This is a genomic window from Streptomyces sp. NPDC027962 (assembly GCF_055566095.1).
This window is the reverse complement of sequence record NZ_JBVHTA010000012.1, coordinates 16,371-41,507: the sequence shown is the minus strand read 5'-3', so window position 1 is coordinate 41,507 and position 25,137 is coordinate 16,371. Positions and strand designations below refer to the sequence as shown.

The following is a 25,137-nucleotide window of genomic DNA, read 5'->3' as shown; positions in this document are numbered from 1 at the left end:
GTCTATCCCTCGCCGAGTGCGGCGAGCCCCTTCCTGATTCCGGCGATGAAACCGGGGTTGTTGCCGACGGCCTTCTCGATGCTGCGCGGAAGCCCGTCGAAGTTGCCGGTCTCGAAGTTGTACTGGTACTTCGCGCCCTTGTTGCTCTGGTCCTGGAAGTGCAGCTGTCCCGGTCGTTCGCCCGGGTTCGGATTCTCCACGTCGATCCGGTACGGCCCATGGTTCCACAGCGTCTTGCTGGTGATCTGCGTGCCGTTCGCGCCGATCATCCCCGGGCCGTCCGGGTCCTTGATCCCGTAGAGCTCGCGGTTCTCCTTGATGCGGCGCTCGACCACGTCCGGGTGGTACGGGTCCTTCTCGAACCCCGGCGAGGAGGTGTAGCCCTCGCGCAGCGGGTCGTAGGGGGCGAGCCCCAGCGGGTCGGCCCAGGTGTGCGGATTGTGGACGTAGGCAGACGGGTTCGGCCCCGGAGCGAGGCCGAGGGGGTCCTGGGTGAGGTAGTGGGCGGTCTGCGGGTCGTAGTGGCGGTGCAGGTTGTAGTGAAGGCCGGTCTCGGGGTCGTAGTACTGGCCCGGGAACCGCAGTGGCGTGTAGGTGATGCTCCCCGACGGCCAGGCGGCCTGGCCCCACAGCGTCGTACGCGTGCGCCAGGCGACCTCACCGGACTCGGAGACGAGTTCGGTAGGGGTTCCGACGAGGTCCGTGGCGATGGCGAAGAAACGTTCGTCGAAGGCCTGCTGCGACGCGTCCGCGCCGAGCACACGCTCCGTCTGTGCCAGCGGCTGCAGCCCCCGGTGGTCCCAGGTCAGGGTCACCGGCCGGGGCAGATCGGGGGCCGTGGTGGTCTGTTCGCACAGGGTCGTGCCGTCCCAGGTGAACAGCACCTCCTCGACGACGGTCTCGCCGTCCGCGGCCAGGCGCTGCTTCGCGGTGCGCCGGCCCAGCGGGTCGTACCGGTAGCGCCAGCACGTCCCGTCGGGGGTGACGACCGCGGTGAGACGGTCCTCGGCGTCCCAGGTGTAGCGCCAGGTGTCGGGCTTGCGGGAGAGGCGGGTCTTCTGCCGCAAGGTGGTGCGGCCACCGCCGTCGTACTCGTACCGCACCGCTCCGGCGCGGGTGAGAGAGGTGCCGTCGTAGCTACGGGGACCGGTCGCCTCATGGCCGGGGTGCGAGGCGGGCCAGGACGCCGCCGTCTGGTTGCCGGCGGCATCGTAGGCGTACGACTCCGTCCAGCCCTCGGCGGTCACCGCCGTCACCCGGCCCACCGGGTCGAGGTCGAAACGGAAGGAGCCCCGCAGGGAGTCGTCGAGGGCGGTGAGATGCCCGTCGGCGCGGTAGGTGTAGGTGCGGTGGTTGACGGTGCGGTCGCCGCTGACGAGGTCCTGGGTGGTCAGGCGGCCGGCCCCGTCCCTGCCCGACACCAGAGCGAGGGTGTCACCGAAGGTCCGGAGCCGTTCGCGTCCCGCGGAGTCGTGCGTGAAGGTGACGCGGTGCTCGCCGCTGGTCAGGTGGGTGGGGCGGCCTGCGGCGTCGTAGCCGTAGGAGGTGGCCAGGCCCGTGGGGGTGACGCGGCGAACTCTGCGGCCCGCGGCGTCGTAGGCGTAAGTGGTGGCCCGGCCCTCGACGATCTCGGCCTTGAGCAGACCTCGGCGGTCGTAATGCCGGATCAGGCCGCCGTCCGCGCCGGTGGCCTCCAGCAGTCGGCCCGTGGCGTCGTACACGTAGTCGGTGACGGCTCCCGCCGCGTCCTTGCGGACCACCTGACCGAGCGGTCCCCGGTGGTAGCCGACGGACGTGCCGAGCGCGTCGGTGCGGGCGGTGACCTGTCCGGCGGCGTCGGTCGTGTAGCGGACGGTACGTCCGTCGAAATCGGTCTCGGCCACGAGCCGGCCGGCCGCGTCGTACGTGTAGGACCAGGTGTGTCCCTGCGGGCCGGTCACCCGGGTCAGGCGCAGTGCGGCGTCGTGCTCGAACTCGTGACGCACCCCGTCCGGCCCGGTGCGGGCGGCGAGCAGATCGAAGTGCGTGTACTCGAAGCGGGTCGCCAGGCCTGCTGCGTCGGTGTGCGCGGTGCAGTTGCCTTCACCGTCGTACGTCCAGGTTTCGGCGCTGCCGTCGGGGCGGACCCGCCTGGCGAGTTCGCCGTCGTCGGTCCATTCGAGGGTGGTCACCGCCCCGAGGGGATCGGTGATGCGTACGAGACGGCCGAAGGCGTCCCGGTCCCAGTGCGTGGTCCCGCCGAGCGGGTCGGTCACTTCCACGGGCATGCCGGCGGGATCGCAGCGGAACGTGGTGACGGCTCCGAGCGCGTCGGTGGAGGAGACCAGGTGACCGTGGCTGTCGTAGACGTACCGGGTGGTGTGCCCGGCGGGGTCGGTGACGCAGGTGGGATTGCCCCGATCGTCGAACTGCCGCTGCCAACGTGCCCCGTCCGCGTCGGTGAACTCCACCGGCAGGCCGCGTTCGTCGCGGACGGTTCCGACCCGGCTGCCGTCGGCGCGGACGATCGTGAGCAGACGGCCCGCCTCGTCGTACACGTAGCCGGTCGTGCGGCCGAGGGCGTCGGTCCGGCTGAGCTGGTTCCCGTGCGTGTCGTAGGTGTAGCGAGTGGTGTTCCCCGCCGGGTCGGTGGTGGCCACCACTCGGCAGGCGCTGTCGATCAGATGACGGGTCGTGCGGCCGTCAGCGGTGGTCAGTGTGGTGCTCCGGTGACCGGTGACCGGGTCGGGGAGGCCGTAGGACAGGGTCAGTTGGAGGTGTCCGGCCTGGCCGCCCTCGCCGATGACCCGGTCCTGATCGTCGTAGACGTAGTCGTAGCGGCTGTCGTTGGAGTCGATCCAGGCGATGACCCGACGGCGGTCGTCGTACTCGTAGGTGAGGGTGGCGCCGGAGGGCTTGGTGACGCTGGTGAGGTCGCCGTCCGTATAGCCGTACCGGACGACGGACTGTGCGTTCCCGTCGGGAAGCCGCAGGGACAGGCCGGTCACCCGGCCGTCGGCCGCTTCGACGTCCAGGTGGTACCCCGCCGAGTGGACGAGGGCGAGCGGCGTACCGGCGTCGGTGCGGTCGACGGTGACGGTGTGCCCGTTGCGGTCGCTGATCCGCGCCAGCCAGGCGTCCCCGTCACCGCCCGGCTCCACGCCGCGGGGTGCGGTGTAGTGGCGTGTCACGCCGCTCTCCGGATCGGTGAGCGTGTAGTCGCCGCTCTCCTCTCGGGTCAGCGTCCGGCACACGGTGCCGGACTCGGGGAGGGTGGGCACGCCCGGGACGGGATGCGGGTAGGTGAGCAGCAGGCCGTCCTCGGTGACGTGGACGACACCGAGCGCGTCGATCTCCAGGCGTTCGTCGGCGGTGGAGGACCAGGAGGGCCCGAAATGCCGGCCGCAGGTGTAGCCGGACTCGGTGCGACGGGTGAAGGCCAGCGGCAGCGTGCCCGGGAGCACGACGTCCGTGTGCGGGAGGAACATCCGGCCGGAGGCGAGGTCCACCGGGTCGGTCTCGCCGGAGTGGCGCCGGCCGTCCGGCCGGTTGTGGGTGCCGTTCGGGGCGTCGTCGATCAGCCTGCGCGCCCGGTTGGCGTCCGAGGCCAGGTCCGCCGCCTCCGCGGCGACGCGCACCCCCTTCACGCCGGCCCCGGCGCCGCCGGTGGCGGCGGTCAGCAGCAGGTCCGGCACGAGCCGGCCGAAGCCCTCCGCGGGGTCCTTCATGAAGTTGTCGAGCATCTGCTTGCCCGTGCCCCACGGGTCGTTGGCGACCAGCACCAGGCCGGAGGCCAGACTGTTGAGGCTGGTCGCGTACTCGGCGGGGTGGGTGATGTTGTACGGGTCGGTGGGGTTGACGCTGCGGACGAAGTTGACCAGGCCGGCTGTGCCCTTGACGATGCCGGCCCCGAAATGGGTCTGCATCACCTGGAGTTCCTCCAGGCCGTCCATCGCCTGCTCACCGTACGAGGGCTTCGGCGGGGCGGCGTCCCTGGCCGCCTGCACCGCCGTACGGGCGGTCTCTGCGGCCGCGTTGCGCTGCTTGCGAGCCTCGGCGAGGATCTCCTGCGCCTCCTCCATCTGCGCCTTGCCCGGGTCGCTGAACGAGCCCGGCTTCGGCGGCAGGGTGGACGGGTCGCGCTCGTCCGCCGGCTGGGCGTTGTAACGGTCGGCGGCCTTGTTGTAGTCGTCGACCTTCTTGTTGTGCGCCTCCACGGCGTCGGACGACGCCTTGGTGCCCGCCTTCCACTTGTCGATGGCGGTCTGCGCCTGCCCCTGCGCCCACTCCACCGTGAGGGCGAAGCTCGTGAGCGCGTCCGCCGCCTTCCCGAAGGCGTCCGCTCCCTTGAACCACTTGGGCGGCTCGATCGACACCGTCTCTCGGAAGGCGTCCGCCGCTTCGCCCTTGATCGCGGACGAGTCGAGGCCCTTGAGCCCCTGGCCCACCAGATCGAACGACTTCTCGAGGTCCCTCAGGTGCGAGGCGGTGGACCGCAGCTTGGACGGGCTGCCGTAGACCAGTTTCGTCTTGTCCTCGGTCTGCCCGAGGTCCATCTCGTCGACCTCGGCGCCCATCCGGTTGGCCAGCGAACGGGACTGCTCGCGCACCCAGTCGGCGCCGGACTCCCAGCCGGCGTCCTCGAGCCGGTCGGCGGTCCAGTTCCCCGCGTCCTCGACGCGGTTGCCGGCCCACTCGACGCCGTCCTCGACCGCGTCCTCGACCACGTCCGGCGTGATGTCGCTGACGAAATCCCCGATGCCCACGGCTCAGTTCCCCCCGTTACCCGGCTGCTGCTGCGCTGCCCGCTGCTCGGGGGACGGGCCGAAGGTGTCGTCCACCGCGCGGTCGAACGCCTCCTGGTCCACGCCGAGCATCTCGTTCAGGATCCGGGACTGACGGCCGCCGTTCCCTTCCGTGAGCACGGCCCGGCCGGTGTCCTTCCAGGTCTGTCCGATCTCGTCGCCTGCCCGCTGGAACGACTCGGGGCTCCAGTCCGGGTTCAGGTAGTCCGGCGTGAACACATCGCCCCAGTTCTGCTTGACGACGTCCTCCTCGGAGGCGTGCGGATTGCCGACCGCGGCATTGACTGCGATCTTGAAGGTGCCCTGGATGTACTGGTCCTCCTCCCAGAGCAGGCCGGCGGAGAGCCCCAGCGTCGCCGCGATGACGTTGGCGTCCTGGAGGAGCGCCCGCACGCCCCATTCCCAGCGCTCGCAGTAGTCCTCGAAGTCCACCGACAGGCCGTGGTGCCCGGCCTCCATCCCGGTCATCGCCATGTCCGAGAAGCCCTTGCCGAGGACCGCCCCGGTGCCCGTGCCGATGTCCCGTAGTTCGGCCATGGCAGAGCGCATGCCGCTGGTGATGCGCTGCACGCTCTGCGGATCGAGCCGCAGGTCCTCCGCGCCGCCCATCAGGCCGCGCCGTCCCCGGTCCGCACGTCCACGGCGACCGCGTCCGGCACGATGCCTCTGACCGGCGGGAAGGCCATCGCCCCGTCCGGATCGGCGATGTCGACCGCCACACCCGCAGGCACACCCATCGCCGGCACGATCTCGTCGAGCAGCCGCGCCCCGCGCATCTCGGCGAACTCCCAGGAACGGCCCGTCTCCCGTCCGTCGCCGGTGTCCCGCGCGCGGGCGAACCGGGCCAGGGCCGCCTCGTCGCTGAAGGCGCAGATCCAGCGCACCCCGCCGAGCTCCGCGGTCCACAGGCCGCCCCCCTCGACGGGCACCAGGACAAGGGAGCGCCGAAACTCCCCCACCAGTTCCCGAGGATCGCCCGTGCCGTCCCGCCGCTCGGCGATCCGTTCGGCGAGTGCAGTGCCGTCGCTCACCCCGAGACTCCTCCCAGATCGTGCCGGCGTCCGCTCTTCGTCGGACACCACGCACGAGTATGGCCCGGCGGTTCCGGGGGCGGGGAGGTCCTCGTCAACTGCCGGCCGCGGACCGGACGGTCAAAGAAGAGACCGCGGAACGGACCGTCGGAGGGAGAGGCCGCGGACCGGACGGTCAGGGGAGAGGCAACGGACCGCGGTCGGCCGCGGGCGATCCGGCGCTGGTCGCCGTCGCCGTCCACCGGGTCGAAGCCGAGGGTCCCTCGGGCCCGGGCGGGGCAGGACTCGTTGCGGCCCTGCGCCACCCGCCCGCCCCGTGTCAGGCCCGGAAGGCGTCCGCGTGCTCCTCGGCCCACTGGGCGAAGGTACGGGCCGGGCGGCCCGTGACCCGCTCGACCGTGTCGGCCACGGTGCGTCCTTCGACAGGCGTGTTGCCATAGACGTCCAGCAGGAACCCGATGACCTCCTCGGACTGTCCCGCGGCCTTCCACTGCGCGACCGCCTGCTCCTCGCTCAGCTCCACCAGCCGGATCTTCCGGCCCCGGGCGGCGGCGATCGTGTCCACCTTGTCCTCGACGGTCAGCACTTGCGCCCCGGTGATCACGTACTCCTGGCCGTCGTGCCCGTCCTCGGTGAGGGCGACGGCCGCGACGGCGCCGATGTCGGCCTCATGGACCATGGCGCTGAGCCTGCCGACGAACGGTTCGCGTACCTCGCCGTCGGCGCGGATGCCTTCCGCCCATTCAAGGGCGTTGGCCATGAACTCGACGGGCATCAGCACGGTCCAGGCGAGGTCGCTCCCCCTGACCGCGTCCTCCAGCGGGCTCGGACCGCCGCCGTGCAGCACGGTGACCCGACGCACGCCGGCCTTCCGGGCCAGCTCCACGATGCGCGAGCCGGTGTCCAGCGGGGCGAAGTACGGGCCGCCGAAGGTGATCAGGTGCAGGCCGGTGACGCCCTCCAGGGCGGCGGCCAGGCTCTCGGCGTCGGTGAGGTCGCCCTGCACGACGTCGACGTCTTCGGGGAAGTCGGCCTTCGCGGGGTCGCGGGTCAGGGCGCGGACGGAATGTCCACGGCGGAGAAGCTCCGCCACGACCTGGCGGCCTACGGTTCCGGTTGCTCCGGTCACGAGATTCGTCATGGGAAGAACGTATGAAGCCTTGCGGTCAGCTTCTGTCCGCGATCCCGTGTCACCAAGCGAGTTGGGCGATTTCCTCCGCGACCACCGCGCAGGCGTCGGCCGCCGGGTCGATCAGCGGGAAGTGCCCGACCTCGTCGAGCAGCGTCCACCCCACGGTCTCGCCCGCCTTGGCCGCCGCGCAGACGTATGCCTCCGCGACGGCCTGCGGGACGACGATGTCCGCACGCCCCTGGACCACGACGGTGGCGATACCGGTCGGCACCAGAACGGCGGGATCGGCGTGCGGCGCACGCTTCTCGTACTCGCCCGCGCCACCCAGCAGTTGATGGACCGCGCCGCCGCACACGTCGCGCCCGACGGCCGCCGCGAAGTCGGCGATCGGCGCGAGCGCGACGACACCGCGCAGCGCGGGCGGCGCGGGCAGCCGCCACGGCGAGTCGGCGGGAAGCACGTGCCGGGCGGCGGCCCAGAGCGCGAGATGACCGCCGGCGGAGTGCCCGGTCACCACGATGCGCCGCAGGTCGGCCTGCGGCAGCGCCTGCCGCGCCAGGTCCGGGAGCGCGTCCATTGCGGCGGCCACGTCGTCGAACGTCTCCGGCCACCGGCCCGCGACCGCCTCGGCCTCCGTGCCGTCGCCACCGCCCCGCCGGTACTCGACATTGGCCACGGCCAGTCCGCGGTCGGCGAGGAACGCGGCGAAGGGCGTGATGTGCCACCGGTCGTACGGTGCGCGCCACGCCCCGCCGTGCAGCACGACCACGAGCGGCGCACCGTCCCGCCCGCCACGCGGCGCGTAGAAGTCCACGACCTGATCGGGATCGTCCCCGTACGTGGCGGACGCGTCCGGCTCGACGGCGGGGTGCGAGAGCGCCGAGGCTTCCTCGGAGGCGTCTTTGGCGACGAGGTCCGGCATGTGGTGCTCCAACAGTCCTGCGGGGCCGATGTGTTCGCTCTGATCAGCGCGGACGCTACCACTGGACGTCGGGGTTCAGTCGGCCTGCCGTGGCCGCCCGGCGACGAACGATCCCATGCCCGGGGTCGTGGTGATCAGCCCCTCCTCCCGGAGGGCCGCCGTCGCCTTCCGGACCGTCATGCGCGCGACGCCGTACTCCTGCTCCAGTTGCACTTCGGAGATCAGATGGCGCGGCGGGTACTCGCCGCTCGCGATCCGCTCCCGGATGACGTCGGCAATCTGTGCCCACTTGGGTCGGGTGGGGTCGAACTCGATCACACGCAGGACTGTATGCAGCAACCCTCAGCCGAACATAGATGCGTACAGGCATAGCTAAGGATAGACAGGCCTACCCAGGCCCGATAGCGTGGGCCGGCAAGGAAAGACCCCGGCGGGTGCTGGCGGCACCCCCGGGGCATGGCCAACGCTTCGAAGGAGCGTCGACGTGTACGACCTTATCCGTGCCCTCGTCCGGTGGGCGAGGCTCCTGTTCATCCCTCCGGGCACCGGCCGGCATCGGCCGCGTCCGGCTCACCTCAGGGCCGCGACCATGCCGCCCCGTCCTGCGTCGCGGCTACCCGCTCTCCGCTCGCCGTACGGACTCGACGTCCCCCTGAACGGCCACGAGAACGCCCTGGTCCGGCCGTACCTGCTCGCGGACGAACAACGTCAGCGGCGGCTCGCCCTGGTGCTCGCCGCCGACTTCGGTCTCGACCTCGACCACCATCTCGTCGGAGCACAGGGGGCCGCATGACGAACGACGCCGACGGTCGCCGCGAACCGGTGCGGATGTGCGTGCGCTGCGACCGGATCACCACCGAGCCGGTACTCGTCTCCGAGGTGCACTCCGCTTCCGGGCCCGGGTTCAACGTCTACGCCTGCGTCGGCTGCGCGCCGCTGTTCTCCAGGCCGCCCGACGCGCTCGACCTGCTGGCGACCGGCCTGCGCGACCGGGCGGAAGACGAGCACTGACACGGCGGGTCCGGGGGCACACGCCCCCGGACCCGCCGCTGCGTCATCCGGCCAGGACCTCCGCCAGGACCCGGGCCGCACGCTCGGTGTCCGCGAAGCCCACGTACAGCGGCGTGAAGCCGAACCGCAGCACGTCCGGGCGGCGCAGGTCACCGACGACGCCGCGGGCGATCAGCTCCGCCATGACCCGCGGCGCGTCGTCGCAGCGCAGAGCGACCTGGCTGCCGCGCTCGGCGTGCGCGGCCGGGGTCAGCGAAGCGACCCGACCCGCCGGGAGATACGCCTCGACGCACTCCAGGAAGAAGTCCGTCAACGCCAGACTTTTCCCACGTACCGCCTCGATGGCGATCCCGTCCCAGACGTCCAGCGCCGCCTCCAGGGCGAGCATGGACAGGATGTCCGGCGTGCCGACCCGGCCGCGTACCGCGCCGTCCGCGGCCTCGTAGCCGGGGGTCATCGCGAAGGGGTCCGCGTGCGACGTCCACCCCGGCAGGGGTGAGTCGAACGACGCCTGGTGACGCTGGGCCACGTACAGGTAGGCGGGCGAACCGGGGCCGCCGTTGAGGTACTTGTACGTGCAGCCGACCGCCAGGTCGACGCCGTGCTCGTCGAGCCCGACCGGCAGCGCGCCCGCGCTGTGGCACAGGTCCCAGACGGCGAGCGCGCCCGCCTCGTGGATCGCCGCCGTCAGGGCCGGCAGGTCGTGGAGCCGGCCCGAGCGGTAGTCGACGTGGTTGAGGAGGACCGCCGCCGTGGCCGGCCCGAGCGCGGACGGCAGGTCGGCCGGGTCGACGGGGACGATCCGGTGGCCGGTCATCCGCGCGGCCGAGGCCGCGATGTACCCGTCCGTCGGGAACGTGGTCGCGTCGACGAGGACGTCCGTGCGCGCAGGGTCGTCGACGAGCCGCACCGCGCCCACAACGGCCTTGAAGACGTTCACACTTGTGGAGTCGCCGACGACGATCCGGCCCGGTGCCGCCCCCACCAGGGGAGCGATCCGGTCGCCGATGCGCTCGGGCGCGGTCCACCAGTCGCCCTCGGTCCAGGAGCGGATGCGCAGCTGCCCCCACTGGCGGTTCACCACGTCGGCGACCCGGTCCGGGACATGCGCCGGCAGCGCGCCGAGCGAGTTGCCGTCGAGGTACACCGTGTCGTCGAGGGCGAAAAGCTTTCGCGCACCTGCGAGTTCGTCTGCGGCGTCCAGCGCCGCGGCCCGCCGGGCCAGGGACTCAGACATGGCTGCGCGCCGTCCACAGCTCGGGGAAGACGTTCTTGCGGGCGCGCTTCTCCAGCCAGGACACACCGGCAGAACCGCCCGTGCCGACCTTCGAGCCCATCGCCCGACGGGTCGCGACCAGGTGGTCGTTGCGCCAGCGCCACACCAGTTCGCCGACGTCGGTGAGCGCCTCGCCGAGGCGCACCAGCTCGGTGTCCTGCTCGGCGTCCGAGTACACCTCGGCCCAGACCCGCTCGACCGCCTCGGACGGCTCGTACTTCTGCGACAGGTCGCGCTCCAGCACCTCGGCCGGCACCGCGTACCCGCGGCGTGCGAGCAGTCGCAACACCTCGTCGTAGAGGCTCGGCTCGTGGAGCGCCTTCTCCAGCTCGGCGTGGACCCTCGGTGCGCCGCGGTGCGGCACAAGCATGGAGGCGGACTTGTCGCCGAGCAGGAACTCCATCCGCCGGTACATCGCCGACTGGAAACCGGAGCCCTCGCCGAGGGCGTCACGGTAGGCGTTGAACTGCGCGGGTGTCAGGTTGGCGATCGGCCGCCAGGAGGCGTTGAGCGCCTCCAGTTCGCGCGTGGACCGCTTCAGGGCGTCCATCGCTACGGGTATCCGGTCCTCACGCAACGCGCGTGCGGCGGTCTCCCACTCGTGCACGACGACGGTGAACCACAGCTCCATGACCTGGGTGGTGACCAGGAAGACCATCTCGCCCGGGTCGTCCGACCGCGGATGCTGGAGGTGGGTGAGGACGTCCGCCTGGACGTAGTCCTCGTACGGCGTGGTGCCCGCGAAGTCCAGATTCGGGGCGGAGTCATGTGACATTGCTGTCTCCTCGACATCCGGGTAGCGGTCCGCCCCTTCCTTCTCGGTGTGGGCCCCGGTCCCCACCGGCATCATAAGCAGAAGTTCACGCGGGTGGGCCGGTGAGATATGTCCCGTCCTCGGCGAAGGGCCAGGCATTGGAAACGCACCCGTTCAGGCCCTTGATCTGCTGCATCATCACCGGAGCAGGCTTTCCGGCGCCGGGGCAGCCCATGTGCGTGCGGATCCCGATCTCGTGTCCGATCTCGTGGTTGATGATCAGATGACGGTACTCGGCGGGCGTCCCGGCGAACGTCGGCGAGCCCAGCAGCCAGCGCCGCAGGTTCACGACCACCCCTTCGGTGGTCTCGCAGTTGAGTTCGCCACGCGTGTTGAGGCCCACGGCGAGACAGAGCTTGTCCGCGGTGGACGGCGTGGCGATCTTGATCACGAAGTCGGCGCCGGAGGTGACCAGCTGGAAGCGGCCCCGGCCGTTCGCGGCCCAGCCGCGCGGATGGGCGAGGATCTGCTGGATCTCGGCGGCCGCCTGCGCGGCGGAGACATCGATGCCGTCCTCGACCTCGACCTTGTAGCGACGGAGCGTTCCCTCACCGGCCGGAGCGCCGTTCGCCCGTGCCGCGGTGAACGTCCCCGGGCCGGAGCGGGGCACGACGGGCGGCTTGCTGCTGGGCTGGGGCGCCTTGGGCTTGGGGGAGCTGCTGGGGCTCTTCGACGGGGACGGCGACGCCGACGCCTTCGGCGGCGCCTTCGGTGACGCCTCGGGCGACATCAGGGGGGAGACCTCGGGCTCTCCGGCGAGGCCCGCCGCCTCCGCGACGGCCGGCCGGCCTCCCTGCCAGTGCGCGAGGGCGGCGCCGCCGCCCACCGACATGAGGGCGAGGCACAGGCCCAGCAGCACTATCGGGCCAACCGGCCGGCGCCGGACCGTGCTGCTGCGGCTCCGTCGGCGGCTGCGCCCGTTGCGGGCGGCGGCGCGCTGGCCCAAGACAGACCTCTCCCTGGTTCGGGCCGGTTTTTTGGGGGGAGAGGTGGGTGGGGGCCTCTGCACCGGCCGTGCAAGCGTGAATTCGGCAGTGCGTGCGATCGTACCGGCCGCGGGCCGGCGGACCCGGTCCGGGTCGCCGGCCCGCGGATCGTGGCGGGGCCGGAACGCGCTTTCGTCCAAGCGGAGTCGGGGCCGGAACGCGCCTTCGCCCAAGCGGAGTCGGGGCCGGAACGCGCCTTCGTCCAACGGACGTCGCGGCAGTCGGCCGGCCCCGTCCCGGCTCAGCCCAGCGTCTCGGCCGCGGTCGGCGAGGAGTCGCGCAGGAAGGTGCTGCAGCGCTCGTACTCGTCCTTCTCGCCGATCTCACCGGCGGCGCGCGCCAGCGCGTGCAGCGCGCGCAGGAAGCCGCGGTTGGGTTCGTGCTCCCAAGGCACCGGGCCGTGGCCCTTCCAGCCGTTGCGCCGCAGCGCGTCGAGGCCACGGTGGTAGCCGGTCCGTGCGTACGCGTACGACTCGACGACGCGGCCGTTCTCGAAGGCGTCGTCGGCGAGCTGCGCCCAGGCCAGCGAGCTGGTCGGGTACTTGGCCGCGACCTCGGCGGCAGCGGTTCCGCCGGCCAGGAGCTCTCGCGGTCCGGGCTCGTCGGGCAGGTGGGTCGGGGGCGGGCCCCCGAGCAGGTTCTCGTGGATGGACATGGCCCCCAGTCTCACAGGTCGGGCGGGACCGCGCGGCGTCGGTCCGAAAGAGTCGTCACGTCTGCGGTTCCAGCGGCGGGGACGTCACGCCGCAGTTGACCTTGCACTCGGGGTGGCAGCGGCGCGCGTCGTCCGGCCGGCGCACCGTCCACCACGCGATCAGCGAGCCGGCCACCAGCACCCCCGCGCACATCGGGATCGCCCGCCGGAACGTCTCCCCGAACTCGGCGGCCGAGCGGTACGCCTCCGGGCCCATGCCCGCCAGCAGCGGCAGCGCCGCCACCGCGATCAGGCCCGCCGCGCGGGCGGCCGCGTTGTTGATGCCGCTCGCGATGCCGGCCCGACCGGTCTCCACGGACGCCAGCACGGTCGCCGTCAGCGGCGCGACCAGCGTCACCATGCCGAGCCCCAACACCAGCAGCGCAGGCAGCACATCGGTCAGGTACGACGCGTCCTCGTCCACCCGCAGCGTCAGCATCATCCCGGCGGCGCAGAGCAGCGGACCGACGGTGAGCGGGATGCGCGGGCCGATCCGTTCGCCGAGCTCTCCCGAGCGCGCGGACAGCAGGAGCATCAGCAGGGTGGTCGGCAGGAGCGCCGTGCCCGTGCCGAGGGCCGAGTAGCCGGCCACCACCTGGAGCTGCAGGACGATGAGGAAGAAGAATCCGCCGAAGGCGGCGTACACGCACAGCGTCACCACGTTGACCGCCGTGAACTGGCGCGACGCGAAGATCGACAGCGGCAGCATCGGTTCCGGCGCCCGCTGTTCGACCAGGACGAAGGCGACCCCCACGGCCGCGCCCAGGAGCCCCGCCCACACCGTCGCCGCGATGAGCGCGTACGTGACGAGGCCGAGGGACGCCGCGCCGAGGAACGCGCCCAGGATGTCGAAACGGCCCGTCGCCCTCGGGTCGCGGGATTCCGGCACATGGCGCATCGCCACGGGCACACACAGCAGGGCCAGCGGCACGTTGAGCAGGAACACCCACCGCCAGCCGGGTCCGTCGACCAGCCAGCCGCCGACGAACGGCCCGATCGCCGCGCCGAACCCGCCGAGACCGGACCACAGGCCCACGGCCCGGGAGCGGTCGTCCGGACGGAAGCTCGCCTGGATCAGGGCCAGCGACCCGGGTGTGAGCAGGGCGCCGCCGATGCCTTGGAGGGCGCGGGCTGCGACCAGCACTCCGCCGTTCGGCGCGAGCCCGCAGAGCAGCGATCCGACGGCGAACCAGATGACGCCCAGCACGAAGATCCGGCGGCGGCCGTAGCGGTCGCCGAGCGCGCCGCCGAGCAGGATCAGCGCCGCCAGCGTCAGCATGTAGGCGTTGACGGTCCACTGCAGGACGGCCAGATCGGCGTCGAGGTCCTCACCGATCCGGGGGAGGGCGACATTGACGACGGTCGAGTCCAGCAGCGCCATGCCGGACCCGAGGACGGTCGTCAGGACCACCCAGCGGCCGGCGGCCGACGCCAGCCTGATGCCTCCTGGGCTCTTGTCCATACGGGGATCATCGCAGCAGCTCCGCCGCCCTACGACCGGGCAGCGGCACCCTCGTCGGACGCCGGACATACCGCGGGCCCGGCTCCCTCACAGCCTCGCAGGGACGCCGGGCCCGACGTAAGGGCCGAAGCCTTACTTGATCTTGGTGCCCGTGGAGCGCAGAGCCGCGCAGGCCTCGGTGACACGGGTGGCCATGCCGGCCTCGGCCGCCTTGCCCCAGGTGCGCGGGTCGTAGGTCTTCTTGGAGCCGACCTCGCCGTCGACCTTCAGGACGCCGTCGTAGTTCTTGAACATGTGGTCCGCGACCGGACGCGTGAAGGCGTACTGGGTGTCGGTGTCGAGGTTCATCTTCACGACGCCGTTCTCCAGCGCGGTGGCGATCTCCTCGGCGGTCGAGCCGGAGCCGCCGTGGAAGACGAAGTCGAACGGCTCGGCCTTGCCGTGCTTGGCGGCCACACCGGCCTGCAGGTCCTTCAGCAGCTCGGGGCGGAGGACGACGTTGCCCGGCTTGTAGACACCGTGCACGTTGCCGAAGGAGGCGGCCAGCAGGTAGCGGCCCTTCTCGCCCAGGCCGAGGGCCTCGGCGGTGCGCAGCGCGTCGTCGACGGTGGTGTACAGCTCGTCGTTGATCTCGTGGGTGACGCCGTCCTCCTCGCCGCCGGTCGGGGTGATCTCGACCTCGAGGATGATCTTGGCGGCGGCGGCCTGCGCCAGCAGCTCCTGGCCGATGGCCAGGTTGTCGGCGAGGGTTTCGGCCGAGCCGTCCCACATGTGGGACTGGAACAGCGGGTTGCGGCCGGCCTTCACGCGCTCGGCGGAGATGTCGAGCAGCGGACGTACGTAGCCGTCCAGCTTGTCCTTCGGGCAGTGGTCGGTGTGCAGCGCGACGGTGACGTCGTACTTGGCGGCGACGATGTGTGCGAACTCGGCGAGGGCAACGGCGCCCGTGACCATGTCCTTGTTGTGCTGGCCACCCAGGAACTCGGCACCGCCGGTGGAAATCTGGATGATGCCGTCGCTCTCGGCCTCCGCGAAGCCACGCAGTGCAGCGTGCAGGGTCTGGGACGAGGTCACGTTGATGGCCGGGTAGGCAAACTTGCCTGCCTTCGCCCGGTCGAGCATCTCGTTGTAGACCTCGGGAGTCGCGATGGGCATGTGTCCGCTCCTTGTGATGTGCGGGTATGTGGTGCTGGGCCCTGACCTTGGGCGACGTCATCGTCGCGGCCTATCTTTCCAGACTCCCGCGTCGGCACCAGACTGCCTGGCCAGGCGATATGCGACAGGGTCGCGCTGTTTCACGTGAAACAGCGCGACCCTGGATGTATGCGCAGGTCAAGCCATGATCAGGCGAGGCCGAGCTCCTTGAGCGAGTACGCGTTGACGTATGGAAGGCCCGCCTCCGCGATCTTGGGCGCGGCGCCGCGCTCGACGATGACGGCCACCGCGACGACCTCGCCGCCGGCCTCCCTGACCGCCTCGACGGCGGTCAGCGGCGAGCCGCCGGTGGTGGACACGTCCTCGACGACCAGGCAGCGGCGGCCCCTCACGTCCGTGCCCTCGATCCGGCGCTGCATGCCGTGCGCCTTGCCGGCCTTGCGGACGACAAAGGCGTCGAGCCGCTTCCCGCGCGCGGCCGAGGCGTGCAGCATCGACGTCGCCACCGGGTCGGCGCCCAGCGTCAGACCGCCCACGCAGTCGTAGTCCAGATCGGCGGTGGCGTCGAGCATCACCTGACCGACCATCGGCGCGGCCTCGCCGTCGAGCGTGATCCGGCGGAGGTCGATGTACCAGTCGGCCTCGATACCCGAGGAGAGGGTCACCCTGCCGTGCACCACGGCCTTGTCCTTGATCTGCTCGAGCAGCTCAGCACGTACGTCAGTCATGCCCATGAGCTTAGAGCCGTCGACTCACAGCCGTCGCCAGGTCCAGGTCGTCGCGATCTCCAGCGGCTCGATCGGCGTGACGAGCTGGGGGTGGGTGTTGAGGCCGTTCGGCGGACCCGACTGCGGCTCCACGCAGACCGCCTCCGGCTGCTCGTCGTAGAGCACGACCCACTCGGCCGGACTCCTGACCGTCAGCTCGAGCTGTCCGGCCCAGGTGAGGGTCACGGCGACCCCGTCGGGCATCCCGAAGCAGTCGTCCCACGGACCGGGCAGCGGTGCGATGCGCTTGCCGGTGGGCAGATGGTCCTCGCCGCGCTCCTCCTGCCACTCGGGCGTGAAGTCGACCCGTACGTTCTCGCCCTCACCCTTGCCCGCACCGCGACCGAGCTTCCGCAGGAACCAGGGGTGCCAGCCTGCCTGGGCGGGGAACGACGTCCCGTACGTCTCCACACCCATCCTGATGGTCAGCGCGTCGTCCGCCAGCTCGAAGGCCTGCGTGACGCGCCCGTTGTATGGCCACGGGTCTGCCAGGTCGTACGTGAAGGCCGCCTCGCCCTTGCCGGCCCTGGCGGTGCGCCACACGGTGTCGCGGCCGGTGCCGTGGATGGCGTGCGGCGGTGCGTTGAGCGGCAGTTGGTGCTCCACGCCGCCATTGCGGAACCGCCCGTCCCGCGTGCGGCCGCACCAGGGAACCATGGGGAACACGCCGTAGCGCTCGCCCTGGCGCAGCACCTCTGTGGCCCCGATGCGCAGACTCCCGATGCGGCAGCCGAGCGCTGGATGCACGGTCAACTCAACGTCACCGGCGGCCAGCCGGATGCTCTCTTCGCTACTCACACGACGACATTACGGCGTGTCACCGGCGACGGCGCAGCGCCCTGCCGACCACGACCGCAGATGCCAGTGCGAGGGCCGCGGCGGGCGCGAGCCAGCGCAGGGTCGTACCGGCAGAGCCCGCGTCGAGCGGGGGTGTGGGTGCGTAACGCCCGCGCGGCGGCGCGTGGTCGACCTCCTCGGCGCTCCGGCCGATCATGGTGCGCCGCGCATGGGCGGCCTCTGCCGGGGCCGCGTCGGGGAGGTCGTCGAGATCGTCGACGCTCTCGATGCCGTCGACGTCCTCCACCTCGTCGAGGTCGTCGAACTCGTCGTCGGCGTCGGGGCGGAGCGAGGGGGGCGGGACGGGCGGGTCGAAGACGGGCGTACCGGTCTCGTCGGCCGCGTCGTCGGCCCGGGGCGAGCCGGTCTCGTCGGCCGCGTCGACGGACTGAGCCGCGTCGGCGGCGCCACGCGTGGGCTCCGGGTCCTCGAAGGCGGCGGCCGACAGCGCCTCCGCGAACCGGTCGAGCAGACGGTGCGCGGCCGACACCTTCGTACCTGCCGCAAGGTCGGCCAGGCGGCCCTCGGCGCGCGCCGAGGCCGTGAACGTCATCGTCGTACCGCCGTCGGTCGGCGCCGGGCGGATCATCAGTGTGAGCTTCACCGAACCTGTGCCGCGTGCTTCGGCGCCCTCGCCCTCGACCGCGAAGACCCCGCCCCGTTCGCCGTCCTGCTCCGTGATGTGGAGGGTGCCGCGGTAGGTGATGGTGTGGCCGCCGATTCTGACCTTGAGCCGCCCGGCGAGGGGGCCGGCCGACTCGTCTGCGTCCCGCTGGAGCCCCGGGATGCAGCGGGCGACCCGGGAGGGGTCCCGCAGCGTCTGTCGGAGGGTCTCAGCCGGTACCGGAACGAACACCTCATGCTCCATGGGATCCGAGCCTACTCAGCACGGCGCGCCACGTCTGCCTTTCCGACGCCCGGCGCGCGCCCGGCGCGCATCCCCCCGCCGGTCAACGTGTGTACCCGCCGCCGGTCAGCGTGTGCAGCGCCGCCCGGCGCGCGCCCGGCGCGCATCCCCCGGCCGGTCAACGTGTGTACCCGCCGCCGGTCAGTGCGTGTAGCGCGGCCGGGCCAGCGTCGACGGCGGAAGCCCCCGCAGCCTGGTGCGCTCCGCGGCGAGAGCATCCCGCGCCAGCGTGTACTCGACCTCCGAGCGCAGTCCCGGTGCGTCGGCGGCGAGGCCGAGGCGCGGAGCACCGCCCTCTGCCGCAAGCAGCATGCCCCAGTCCGCGGACGCCTCCCCGGCGGCCCTGAACGGGTCCGGGCCGCTCGCCGCACCCGACTCGGTCCCGCGCACCCGGTACGCGCTGGTGGCGAACCCGGCCGCGCGCAGCGTGGCGTCGACCGTCCAGAACGTCCGCGGCCGAGCGGTGGGCCCGGCCTGGACCACGAGCCGGCCGCCGTCGGCCAGGACGCGCCGGGCAAGCCCGTAGAACTCCAAGGAGTAGAGCTTGCTGCTCGCGGTGATGCCCGGGTCGGGCAGGTCGGAGACGACCACGTCGTAGGTCCCTCGGTGCCCGCGCAGCCAGGAGAAGGCGTCCGCGGTGACGACCCTGATCCGCGGGTCGTCGTAGGCATGGTCGTTCAGCTTCGCCAACGCCGGTTCGGTGCGGGCCAACCGGGCGACCTCGGGGTCCAGTTCGACGACGGTGAGCGCGCGGACGTCCGGGTAGCGCAGCACCTCGCGCGCCGCCAGTGCGTCGCCGCCGCCGAGGATCAGGACGCGCTCGTGCGGTCCGCGCATCGCCGGGTGGACGAGCGCCTCGTGGTAGCGGTGCTCGTCGCGGCCGCGCACCTTCAACCGCCCGTTCAGGAACAGGTCCGGCGGCTGGGACGGTCCGCCCGTGAGCACCACCTCCTGGACCTCTGTGCGCACGGCGACCCGCACGTCGTCTCCGTAGACCGCCCGGCGTGCGGCCTGTTCGAAGTCGTCGACCAGCACGGCGGCGCCCGCAAGCAGCATCAGCACCAGCACGTTGACCGCGAGCAGCCGTGCCCGCCAGCGCGCCGTGAGTTCACCGCGGAACAGCCACAGCACCACCGCCCCGCCCGCCACCGCGTTGACCGCGCCGGTCACCAGCGCGCCGGTGAGCTCGCCGAGCCACGGCAGCAGCAGAAACGGGAAGGCCAGCCCGCCGACGAGAGCGCCCACGTAGTCCGCGGCGAACAGGTCGGCGACCGTCCCGTCCGCGTCCCGCCGCGAGATGCGCTGGATCAGCGACATCAGGAGCGGCATCTCCGCACCGATCAGGACCCCGATGGTCAGGCTGAAGCACACCAGCACCCACCGGGACTCGCCGAACCAGGCGAAGGACGCGTACAGCACCATGGCCGAGGTGCCGCCGACCAGGGCCAGCGCCGCCTCCAGCAGCCCGAAACCGACGGCCGCCCGGCAGCGCAGCCGCTTGGCGAGCAGCGATCCGACGCCCATCGCGAAGACCATCACCGACAGGACGACGGACGCCTGGGTGACCGAGTCACCGAGCAGGTACGTGGCGAGAGCGACCAGCTCGAGCTCGTAGACCAGACCGCACGCGGCGCAGACGAAGACCACGGCCAGCACGATGTGGCGGCCGGCGTCCGGACGCACGGGAAGCAGCACCTTGCCCTGAGGCGGCGAGGGCTGCGTCCGGTCGATCACCCCGGAAACGCTACGTCACGGCAGACGCACCGCTTGTCACCCACACGCGTCAACTACGCGCCGAAAGGCTCGGGGTGACGCTCGGCGCGGTCGCCTTGCAGGGCGGGCTGCACGGCACCGACACGTGTACGAGTGACGACCAGCCGGCCCTCCTGCGGATACGCGTGCCAGGTGCGCCACCGCACTTGGCCTTCGCCGCGCTGCGCCACCATCGCGGTGAACGCGTGCGGCGAACCGGGGAACGTACCGGCGAGGCCGTGCGGATGGTCGGCCACCAGTGCCAGCAGCTCCTGGGCACGGCCGGCGAACGAGCGCCGCGACAGCGTCTCGACCCGGGCCGCGAACTCGTACTCCCAGTCGCCGAGCCGCTTCGCCACGCCCAGCGGAAGCGGGGTGCTGCTGCCGGGGATACAGGCGACTGTCTCCGAACAGGCGCCCTTCCCCTCCTCGAGCAGCACCTGGTGGGATGCACCCAGCAGTCTCAACTGCAGCTTGGCGCCCGCCAGTTCGAGGTCGAGCACGGCCAGGGCAGGCAGCGGCTCCCTTCCCAGGGCCCAGGCGAGATCGTCGGCACGGGTGTCGGTGTAGGCGGTATCGATGGTCGTGAGCATGGGTCGGCTCCGCAAGCGCGCTTCGGCGGGGGATGGACGCGTGGACCGGCACTCCGGCAACGGAGTGCCCAGCCCGCCCGGCAGCGATCAGCCGGACAGGCTCTGGACGTGTGGGGGGTGGCCTGCTCGTGTCCACGTGAGGTCCGAGGGCTGGATGGATCCAACAGGTTCCGACAGGGAGAAAATCACGAAGTGGACGGCGCCCACAGCGGTTTTACCCAACGTGGCGTGGTTTCCATCCCCTCGGGGGCCCAACGGTTCAACTGTTCAACGGAAAACCAGGGTATGAAGTCAACACGCCGCCCGGACGTTCTTCGAACAGGAAGATGCCCGGCGGGTGTTGGTCGTGCGCTCGGCACACCCACCGGGCACATTCCCCGGCCGCGAAGTCAGCTGCCCCGTGTCAGCTGCCTCCGCCCCCGCACCCTCCGCCGCCTCCGCCGCCGCAGGACGAACTGCTGCTGCAGGACGACGAGCTGCCGCCGCACGCGTGGCCGCTGGAGCTGTCGGAGCCGGCCCACCAGCTGCCGCCGGCGCCGCTGCGGCTGCGGCTGCGGCTGCGGCTGCGCCCGACCTTGCGACCGCCCGAACCGGACGCGCTCACTGCCACGAGCACGACAATCACCATCACGATCGAGATCAACCCGATCAAGAAACCCGTCATCTTCCCACCGTCCTTCTCGTTCCCCCGAAGCAAGACCCCCGCGACGTTGCGTGACCGCTTCTTGTTTTACGGGCCGCTTATCTGCGTGGCATGGGGATGCCCTCGGCCACGCGGCCCCAAAGCAGACTTGAGCAACTCCAGAGGTTCCGCGCAGGATGGCCGCCATGACGACGGACAGGACGGCACGCGACCAGGGCCCGCGCCCGCTGCTCAACCGCAGGCTGGCGGAGTTCGGCACGACGATCTTCGCCGAGATGTCGGCACTGGCCCTGAGCACCGGCTCGATCAACCTCGGCCAGGGCTTCCCCGACACCGACGGGCCCGAGGAGGTGCGGGAAGCGGCGGTACGGGCCCTGCGGGACGGGCGCGGCAACCAGTACCCGCCCGGCCCCGGCGTCCCGGAGCTGCGGCACGCGATCGCCGAGCACCAGCAGCGCTTCCACGGCCTCGTCCACGACCCCGACACCGAGGTGCTCGTCACGGCGGGCGCCACGGAGGCGATCGCGGCCGCCCTGCTGGCGCTCGTGGAGCCGAGCGACGAGGTGATCGCCCTGGAGCCGTACTACGACTCGTACGCGGCGTGCATCGCGATGGCGGGCGGCGTGCGCGTGCCGGTGACGCTGCGCCCGCACGAGCAGCGCTTCCGCCTCGACCTCGACGAGCTGCGCGCCGCCGTCACCGGACGCACCCGGCTGCTCCTGATCAACACCCCGCACAACCCCACCGGCACGGTCCTGAGCCGTGAGGAGCTCTCCCGGATCGCCGAACTCGCCGTCGAACGGGACCTTCTGGTGGTCACCGACGAGGTCTACGAGCACCTGGCCTTCGACGGCGAGCATGTGCCGCTCGCATCGTTCCCGGGGATGCGCGAGCGCACGGTCACCATCTCGAGCGCCGGAAAGACGTTCTCGTTCACCGGCTGGAAGGTCGGCTGGGCCACCGGCACACGGGAACTCGTGACCGCTGTCCGAACCGCCAAGCAGTACCTGACGTACGTCAGCTCGGGCCCGTTCCAGTACGCGGTCGCCGAGGCGCTGCGCCTCCCGGACGCGTACTACGACGGCCTCCGCGCCGACCTGCGACGCAAGCGGGACCTGCTCGGCGACAGCCTGAGGACGGCCGGATTCGAGGTGTACCAGCCCCAGGGCACGTACTTCATCACCACCGACATCACCCCCCTCGGCGAGAAGGACGCCCACGCCTTCTGCCGCACCCTCCCCGAACGCTGCGGCGTCGTCGCCATCCCCAACGCCGTCTTCTACGACGACCCCGACGCCGGCCGCACCCAGGTCCGCTTCGCCTTCTGCAAGAAGGACGACGTCCTCCACGAGGCCACCACCCGCCTGCGACGCCTCGCGTCCTGACTCACGCCCCTCTCCCGTCCCGAACGGGGTATGAACAGGACCGACACCTGCCCAGGCGCTGTTTGCGCAGGTCAGGGTGTTGGTCTCGGTGGGCTTCGCGGGGTGTCGGCAGGGCGGGGCGCGGGCAGCGCGGCCAGTTCGGCTTCGAGGGTGTCTAGTGCCTGGCGGGCTGCCGCGATGCGCTCACGCACGCGAGCGCCGTCAGCCGGGGCGGGCTGCTCCTGCGGGCGGCGCGCCGCGGCTTCGAGTTCACGGGCCTCTTCCAGGGAGTTGATGACGACACCGATGAGCAGGTTCACCAGGACGAAGGAGCCGAACAGGACGTAGGAGGCGAAGTAGAGGATGGTCCAGCGGGAGATATCGAGGCCGGCGCGGACCGTGTCGCCGAGGCCATCGAGGGTGATGAGCAGGAACAGGGTGAGCGCGGCACGGCCGAGGGAGCCATAGTGTTCGGGGTCCTCGTCGCCGAGAATGACCCAGCCGAGCATCGCGTACACGTACAGCAGCAGTGTGCCCACGAGCAGGAAGCTGAGGGTGCCGGGCAGGCTCTTGCCCACGGCGACGATGACGATGCGCAGTTGGGGGAGGAAGCGCGCGGCGCGCAGGACACGGGCGAGGCGCAGCAGTCGCAGCACGGTGGCGTTCTCGCGGGCGCACGGGGCGAAGGCGAGAGCGACTACGGCGAGGTCGAAGAGGTTCCACGGGTCACGGAAGAAGTCTCTGGGCCGGTCGGCGTGGGCGGCTGCACGGAGGAGTACCTCCGTGGTGAAGGCGGCCAGGAAGAAGTGCTCAGCGGCCTTCAAGGCATCGTGCCACTGGCGTATCGCGCCGTCGTAGGTCTCGACGCCCAGCAGGACGGCGTTGCCGAGGATGAGGCAGAACACCGCGGTGCCGAAGGCTTCGGAGTCGACGATGCGGCGGGTGCGGCAAGCCAGCGTGTGCCGTAACTGCCCGGTTCGTTCTGGCATCGGATCAGTTCCACTCCTGTACGGGCCCGCTGGGGCGTCGACTCGGAGTGGATCTTAGGGCTGTCGGGTGTCAATGGCTGCGGGTACCGGGATCTGGACGCTCGCCAGCCGTGCGGAGGTGCGAAGATCCGGTGAGTCGCGGTGGACGTCGATTCGGCAGGGGGAGCGTTGACGGGCTTCGAGATCGCACTGGTCATACTCGCGGGCGGCTATGTCGCCGGGGGCGCGTACGACCGCTTGAAGAAGGCGGCGGCTGAGCGGCGGAAGGCGCGTGAGCGGGCGCTGAGCGGCCCGGAGCCGGTGTGTGGGTGCGGGCACCATCTCGCGTATCACGATGCGCGGGACGGTCTGTGCTACGCGTCGGTGAAGGTCGCCAAGGCTGCGAGCGGTGCCGGCGGCAAGGCGGAGGGCCGGTGCCCGTGCCGTCGGTACGCCGGTCCGGAGCCGCTCGCGACGCTGTACGCCCCCGAGCTGGCCGCGCCTGCCGGGGAGCGTCCGGGCCTGGCGTCCGCGGACTAGCGCTGCGGGTCCGTGTCCGGCCGGCTGCCGCGGGCGACGCCGGTTCCGGCGATCACGGCGCCCGCGCCGAGGCCGAGGGCGATGCCGAGGTCGATGTCGTCGAACACGATCAGGCCGAGTACGACACCGGCCAGAAGGCCGAGCGGGAGCCCCATCGCCGCGAGGGTCTTGCGGCCAGGACCGCCAGGTCTGTTGTCGTTCGTCACGCATGCATTGTCCGGCACCGCTCGCGCGACAGCAGGCCGGGAGGGCGTGCGCTCATGCCCAGCAGAACGGCCTCGGGGTGCTCTCCTGGTCACGGGGCGGACGATGTCAACTCCTGCCTTCTGGCCGCCTCCAGGTAGCGCCGAAGCCGTGCCAAAGGGCCCGGCCATCGCCGAAGAACGGCAGCAGGAACACGATGTGCGCGAGGTACCACCAGGCCAAGGGCCGGTCGAGGCCGAGGAGCCACAGAAGGGCGCCCACCGTGATGCAAGCAGACGGCCCGACCAGGGCCACCACGGCTGTCTGCCTCGCACTCATCGTCCCTTCCGGGATCACCGACGTGCGCCACGCTGTCCGCTCGATCGAGCACCGCGAACAGAACCAGCACGTTCAGGACGCCCGCCATCCGGCTGAGCCCTATCAGCATCCACAGCCGGGTCAGCAGCTGGTATAGAACAGACAGCACCAGGTAGGTCAGGGCGACCGGCAGGATGACCGATGCCGTGATGTACCCGGTCGCGGACGGGCCGAGGAGGATCAGCGCGCTGACGCAGAGGGAGACCAGGCCGACGGCGGCCACGACGGCGGTCATCGCCGCCTCGTACATGAGGAACGCCGTCGAGCGTTCCCGGTTGGTGACCGGTAGCTGATAGCTGAGTTGGAGCATCCCTTCGGCGTTGATGAACAACACCTTCACCAGTAGGAACGCGATCTGCACCCACAGCAGGAGGGACACCGTCGAGGTATCGAACAGCAGCCGCCACACGGCCGCTTCATCGACCAGGGGCTTGAGGAAGTAGTACGAGGCGGTGCACATGACGCCCAGGAGCAGAACGGCCGCCACCACGGCGAACACTCTGACGGGGGCGGACTTCAGGACTCCGGCCCGCAGCACCCGTCCGTTCCACCGTGCATCACCTCGGCGGCTTGGCCAGAGCCGCTGGTCGCCGCCGTCACCATAAGCAGGGCACGAATGGCGGGGCAAGGCAATCATGTTGAGCCGGCGTCAATCCGGGCGACGGATTCAGCCATGCGAGAAGGACGCCTACACCTTCTGCCGCACCCTCCCCGAACGCTGCGGCGTCGTCGCCATCCCCAACTCCGTCTTCTACGACGACCCCGACGCCGGCCGCACCCATGTCCGCTTCACGTTCTGCAAGAGGGACGACGTCCTCCACGAGGCCACCACCCGCCTGCGACGCCTGGCCGGCTGAGGTCATCGCTCTCCGTGCGGCCGGCCCGACCGTCTACGAGAACGGATACTGGGCCGGCCTCACCGTGGAACCGGCTTCAGA

At 71.3% G+C, this 25,137-nt stretch carries 25 protein-coding genes and 1 pseudogene; 5 read left to right on the top strand and 21 right to left on the bottom strand.

The features are described from left to right. Positions 1–2: 2 nt before the first annotated feature. The 6 genes from ACZ4SA_RS13950 to ACZ4SA_RS13925 form a co-directional block, all read right to left on the bottom strand. The gene (locus tag ACZ4SA_RS13950) at positions 3–4,745 is read right to left on the bottom strand and encodes a putative T7SS-secreted protein (RefSeq protein WP_468273601.1); all 4,743 of its coding nucleotides are present in this window, start codon (positions 4,743–4,745) and stop codon (positions 3–5) included. Between the two features lie 3 nt (positions 4,746–4,748). Next, positions 4,749–5,393, bottom strand: a complete 645-nt coding sequence (locus tag ACZ4SA_RS13945; RefSeq protein WP_468273598.1) for a hypothetical protein — start codon at positions 5,391–5,393, stop codon at positions 4,749–4,751. Continuing rightward, positions 5,393–5,815, bottom strand: a complete 423-nt coding sequence (locus tag ACZ4SA_RS13940; protein WP_468273596.1) for a hypothetical protein — start codon at positions 5,813–5,815, stop codon at positions 5,393–5,395. Before ACZ4SA_RS13940 ends, ACZ4SA_RS13945 begins: the two co-directional genes overlap by 1 nt. 319 nt (positions 5,816–6,134) lie before the next feature. Then, entirely contained in the window at positions 6,135–6,956 is an 822-nt protein-coding gene (locus tag ACZ4SA_RS13935; protein WP_468273594.1) for an NAD(P)H-binding protein, read from the bottom strand. A 49-nt stretch (positions 6,957–7,005) separates the two neighbouring features. Further along, entirely contained in the window at positions 7,006–7,869 is an 864-nt protein-coding gene (locus ACZ4SA_RS13930) for an alpha/beta hydrolase (RefSeq protein WP_468273592.1), read from the bottom strand. A gap of 75 nt (positions 7,870–7,944) precedes the next feature. After that, positions 7,945–8,187, bottom strand: coding sequence for a GntR family transcriptional regulator (locus ACZ4SA_RS13925; RefSeq protein ID WP_468273590.1), 243 nt, complete (start codon positions 8,185–8,187; stop codon positions 7,945–7,947). A 166-nt stretch (positions 8,188–8,353) separates the two neighbouring features. On the opposite strand from ACZ4SA_RS13925, the gene ACZ4SA_RS13920 reads away from it, so the two are divergent. Together ACZ4SA_RS13920 and ACZ4SA_RS13915 are read left to right on the top strand one after the other, a co-directional pair. After that, complete coding sequence (locus ACZ4SA_RS13920; protein ID WP_468273587.1) at positions 8,354–8,662, top strand: hypothetical protein; 309 nt, start codon at positions 8,354–8,356, stop codon at positions 8,660–8,662. Continuing rightward, complete coding sequence (locus ACZ4SA_RS13915; protein ID WP_468273585.1) at positions 8,659–8,880, top strand: hypothetical protein; 222 nt, start codon at positions 8,659–8,661, stop codon at positions 8,878–8,880. The genes ACZ4SA_RS13920 and ACZ4SA_RS13915 overlap by 4 nt, the downstream gene beginning before the upstream one ends. A gap of 43 nt (positions 8,881–8,923) precedes the next feature. Here ACZ4SA_RS13915 and kynU read toward each other — a convergent pair whose 3' ends face one another. The 12 genes from kynU to ACZ4SA_RS13855 all read right to left on the bottom strand — a co-directional run bounded on the left by kynU (position 8,924) and on the right by ACZ4SA_RS13855 (position 20,787). Then, a complete protein-coding gene (gene kynU, locus ACZ4SA_RS13910) occupies positions 8,924–10,117 on the bottom strand; it encodes a kynureninase (RefSeq protein ID WP_468273584.1) in 1,194 nt (397 codons plus the stop codon). Continuing rightward, positions 10,110–10,931: a tryptophan 2,3-dioxygenase gene (gene kynA, locus ACZ4SA_RS13905; RefSeq protein ID WP_468273581.1), complete on the bottom strand. Its 822-nt coding sequence runs from the start codon at positions 10,929–10,931 to the stop codon at positions 10,110–10,112. Before kynA ends, kynU begins: the two co-directional genes overlap by 8 nt. 85 nt (positions 10,932–11,016) lie before the next feature. Then, positions 11,017–11,916, bottom strand: coding sequence for a DUF3152 domain-containing protein (locus tag ACZ4SA_RS13900; RefSeq protein ID WP_468273578.1), 900 nt, complete (start codon positions 11,914–11,916; stop codon positions 11,017–11,019). Between the two features lie 281 nt (positions 11,917–12,197). Then, the gene (locus tag ACZ4SA_RS13895) at positions 12,198–12,611 is read right to left on the bottom strand and encodes a DUF3151 domain-containing protein (protein WP_468273576.1); all 414 of its coding nucleotides are present in this window, start codon (positions 12,609–12,611) and stop codon (positions 12,198–12,200) included. A gap of 55 nt (positions 12,612–12,666) precedes the next feature. Next, entirely contained in the window at positions 12,667–14,112 is a 1,446-nt protein-coding gene (locus ACZ4SA_RS13890) for an MFS transporter (protein WP_468273574.1), read from the bottom strand. Between the two features lie 132 nt (positions 14,113–14,244). After that, on the bottom strand, positions 14,245–15,267 hold the full coding sequence (gene fbaA / locus ACZ4SA_RS13885; protein ID WP_468273571.1) for a class II fructose-bisphosphate aldolase: 1,023 nt from the start codon (positions 15,265–15,267) through the stop codon (positions 14,245–14,247). 188 nt (positions 15,268–15,455) lie between these two features. Next, positions 15,456–15,995 (bottom strand): orotate phosphoribosyltransferase, encoded by a 540-nt coding sequence (pyrE, locus tag ACZ4SA_RS13880; protein WP_468273569.1) that lies wholly within the window; start codon positions 15,993–15,995, stop codon positions 15,456–15,458. A 24-nt stretch (positions 15,996–16,019) separates the two neighbouring features. Next, positions 16,020–16,832 (bottom strand): aldose epimerase family protein, encoded by an 813-nt coding sequence (locus tag ACZ4SA_RS13875; RefSeq protein WP_468273567.1) that lies wholly within the window; start codon positions 16,830–16,832, stop codon positions 16,020–16,022. A gap of 19 nt (positions 16,833–16,851) precedes the next feature. Then, positions 16,852–17,739 (bottom strand): CoxG family protein, encoded by an 888-nt coding sequence (locus tag ACZ4SA_RS13870; RefSeq protein ID WP_468273564.1) that lies wholly within the window; start codon positions 17,737–17,739, stop codon positions 16,852–16,854. A 180-nt stretch (positions 17,740–17,919) separates the two neighbouring features. Then, positions 17,920–19,512, bottom strand: a complete 1,593-nt coding sequence (locus ACZ4SA_RS13865; RefSeq protein ID WP_468273561.1) for a polyamine aminopropyltransferase — start codon at positions 19,510–19,512, stop codon at positions 17,920–17,922. 53 nt (positions 19,513–19,565) lie between these two features. Next, complete coding sequence (locus ACZ4SA_RS13860) at positions 19,566–20,123, bottom strand: DUF2617 family protein (protein WP_468273558.1); 558 nt, start codon at positions 20,121–20,123, stop codon at positions 19,566–19,568. 403 nt (positions 20,124–20,526) lie between these two features. Further along, on the bottom strand, positions 20,527–20,787 hold the full coding sequence (locus tag ACZ4SA_RS13855) for a hypothetical protein (RefSeq protein WP_468273555.1): 261 nt from the start codon (positions 20,785–20,787) through the stop codon (positions 20,527–20,529). Between the two features lie 164 nt (positions 20,788–20,951). Here ACZ4SA_RS13855 and ACZ4SA_RS13850 point away from each other — a divergent pair, with 164 nt between their 5' ends. Continuing rightward, positions 20,952–22,151: a pyridoxal phosphate-dependent aminotransferase gene (locus ACZ4SA_RS13850; protein WP_468273552.1), complete on the top strand. Its 1,200-nt coding sequence runs from the start codon at positions 20,952–20,954 to the stop codon at positions 22,149–22,151. A 71-nt stretch (positions 22,152–22,222) separates the two neighbouring features. Here the strand turns inward: ACZ4SA_RS13850 and ACZ4SA_RS13845 are convergent, their stop codons facing one another. After that, positions 22,223–23,119, bottom strand: a complete 897-nt coding sequence (locus tag ACZ4SA_RS13845; RefSeq protein WP_468273549.1) for an ion transporter — start codon at positions 23,117–23,119, stop codon at positions 22,223–22,225. Between the two features lie 141 nt (positions 23,120–23,260). Here ACZ4SA_RS13845 and ACZ4SA_RS13840 point away from each other — a divergent pair, with 141 nt between their 5' ends. Beyond that, positions 23,261–23,638 (top strand): hypothetical protein, encoded by a 378-nt coding sequence (locus ACZ4SA_RS13840; RefSeq protein WP_468273546.1) that lies wholly within the window; start codon positions 23,261–23,263, stop codon positions 23,636–23,638. Here ACZ4SA_RS13840 and ACZ4SA_RS13835 read toward each other — a convergent pair. After that, positions 23,635–23,844 carry a hypothetical protein gene (locus tag ACZ4SA_RS13835; protein WP_468273544.1) on the bottom strand — a complete coding sequence of 70 codons (210 nt, stop codon included), beginning with the start codon at positions 23,842–23,844 and terminating at the stop codon, positions 23,635–23,637. The two genes, ACZ4SA_RS13840 and ACZ4SA_RS13835, sit on opposite strands and share 4 nt — an antisense overlap. Positions 23,845–23,933: 89 nt before the next feature. Beyond that, entirely contained in the window at positions 23,934–24,737 is an 804-nt protein-coding gene (locus ACZ4SA_RS13830; RefSeq protein WP_468273542.1) for a hypothetical protein, read from the bottom strand. Positions 24,738–24,876: 139 nt separating this feature from the next. Here ACZ4SA_RS13830 and ACZ4SA_RS13825 point away from each other — a divergent pair. Further along, a pseudogene (locus ACZ4SA_RS13825) lies at positions 24,877–25,056 on the top strand (aminotransferase); the annotation flags it as partial. Positions 25,057–25,137: the final 81 nt, after the last annotated feature.

What these genes read in the sequence shown, in the direction of transcription:
- ACZ4SA_RS13930 (WP_468273592.1), bottom strand. Translation starts at nt 7,869, where the DNA reads ATGCCGGACCTCGTCGCCAAAGACGCCTCCGAGGAAGCCTCGGCGCTC.
- ACZ4SA_RS13870 (WP_468273564.1), bottom strand. Translation starts at nt 17,739, where the DNA reads ATGGAGCATGAGGTGTTCGTTCCGGTACCGGCTGAGACCCTCCGACAG.
- ACZ4SA_RS13890 (WP_468273574.1), bottom strand. Translation starts at nt 14,112, where the DNA reads ATGGACAAGAGCCCAGGAGGCATCAGGCTGGCGTCGGCCGCCGGCCGC.
- kynA (WP_468273581.1), bottom strand. Translation starts at nt 10,931, where the DNA reads ATGTCACATGACTCCGCCCCGAATCTGGACTTCGCGGGCACCACGCCG.
- ACZ4SA_RS13850 (WP_468273552.1), top strand. Translation starts at nt 20,952, where the DNA reads ATGACGACGGACAGGACGGCACGCGACCAGGGCCCGCGCCCGCTGCTC.
- ACZ4SA_RS13855 (WP_468273555.1), bottom strand. Translation starts at nt 20,787, where the DNA reads ATGACGGGTTTCTTGATCGGGTTGATCTCGATCGTGATGGTGATTGTC.
- ACZ4SA_RS13935 (WP_468273594.1), bottom strand. Translation starts at nt 6,956, where the DNA reads ATGACGAATCTCGTGACCGGAGCAACCGGAACCGTAGGCCGCCAGGTC.
- ACZ4SA_RS13895 (WP_468273576.1), bottom strand. Translation starts at nt 12,611, where the DNA reads ATGTCCATCCACGAGAACCTGCTCGGGGGCCCGCCCCCGACCCACCTG.
- ACZ4SA_RS13915 (WP_468273585.1), top strand. Translation starts at nt 8,659, where the DNA reads ATGACGAACGACGCCGACGGTCGCCGCGAACCGGTGCGGATGTGCGTG.
- ACZ4SA_RS13845 (WP_468273549.1), bottom strand. Translation starts at nt 23,119, where the DNA reads ATGCCAGAACGAACCGGGCAGTTACGGCACACGCTGGCTTGCCGCACC.
- kynU (WP_468273584.1), bottom strand. Translation starts at nt 10,117, where the DNA reads ATGTCTGAGTCCCTGGCCCGGCGGGCCGCGGCGCTGGACGCCGCAGAC.
- pyrE (WP_468273569.1), bottom strand. Translation starts at nt 15,995, where the DNA reads ATGACTGACGTACGTGCTGAGCTGCTCGAGCAGATCAAGGACAAGGCC.
- fbaA (WP_468273571.1), bottom strand. Translation starts at nt 15,267, where the DNA reads ATGCCCATCGCGACTCCCGAGGTCTACAACGAGATGCTCGACCGGGCG.
- ACZ4SA_RS13945 (WP_468273598.1), bottom strand. Translation starts at nt 5,393, where the DNA reads ATGGGCGGCGCGGAGGACCTGCGGCTCGATCCGCAGAGCGTGCAGCGC.
- ACZ4SA_RS13860 (WP_468273558.1), bottom strand. Translation starts at nt 20,123, where the DNA reads ATGCTCACGACCATCGATACCGCCTACACCGACACCCGTGCCGACGAT.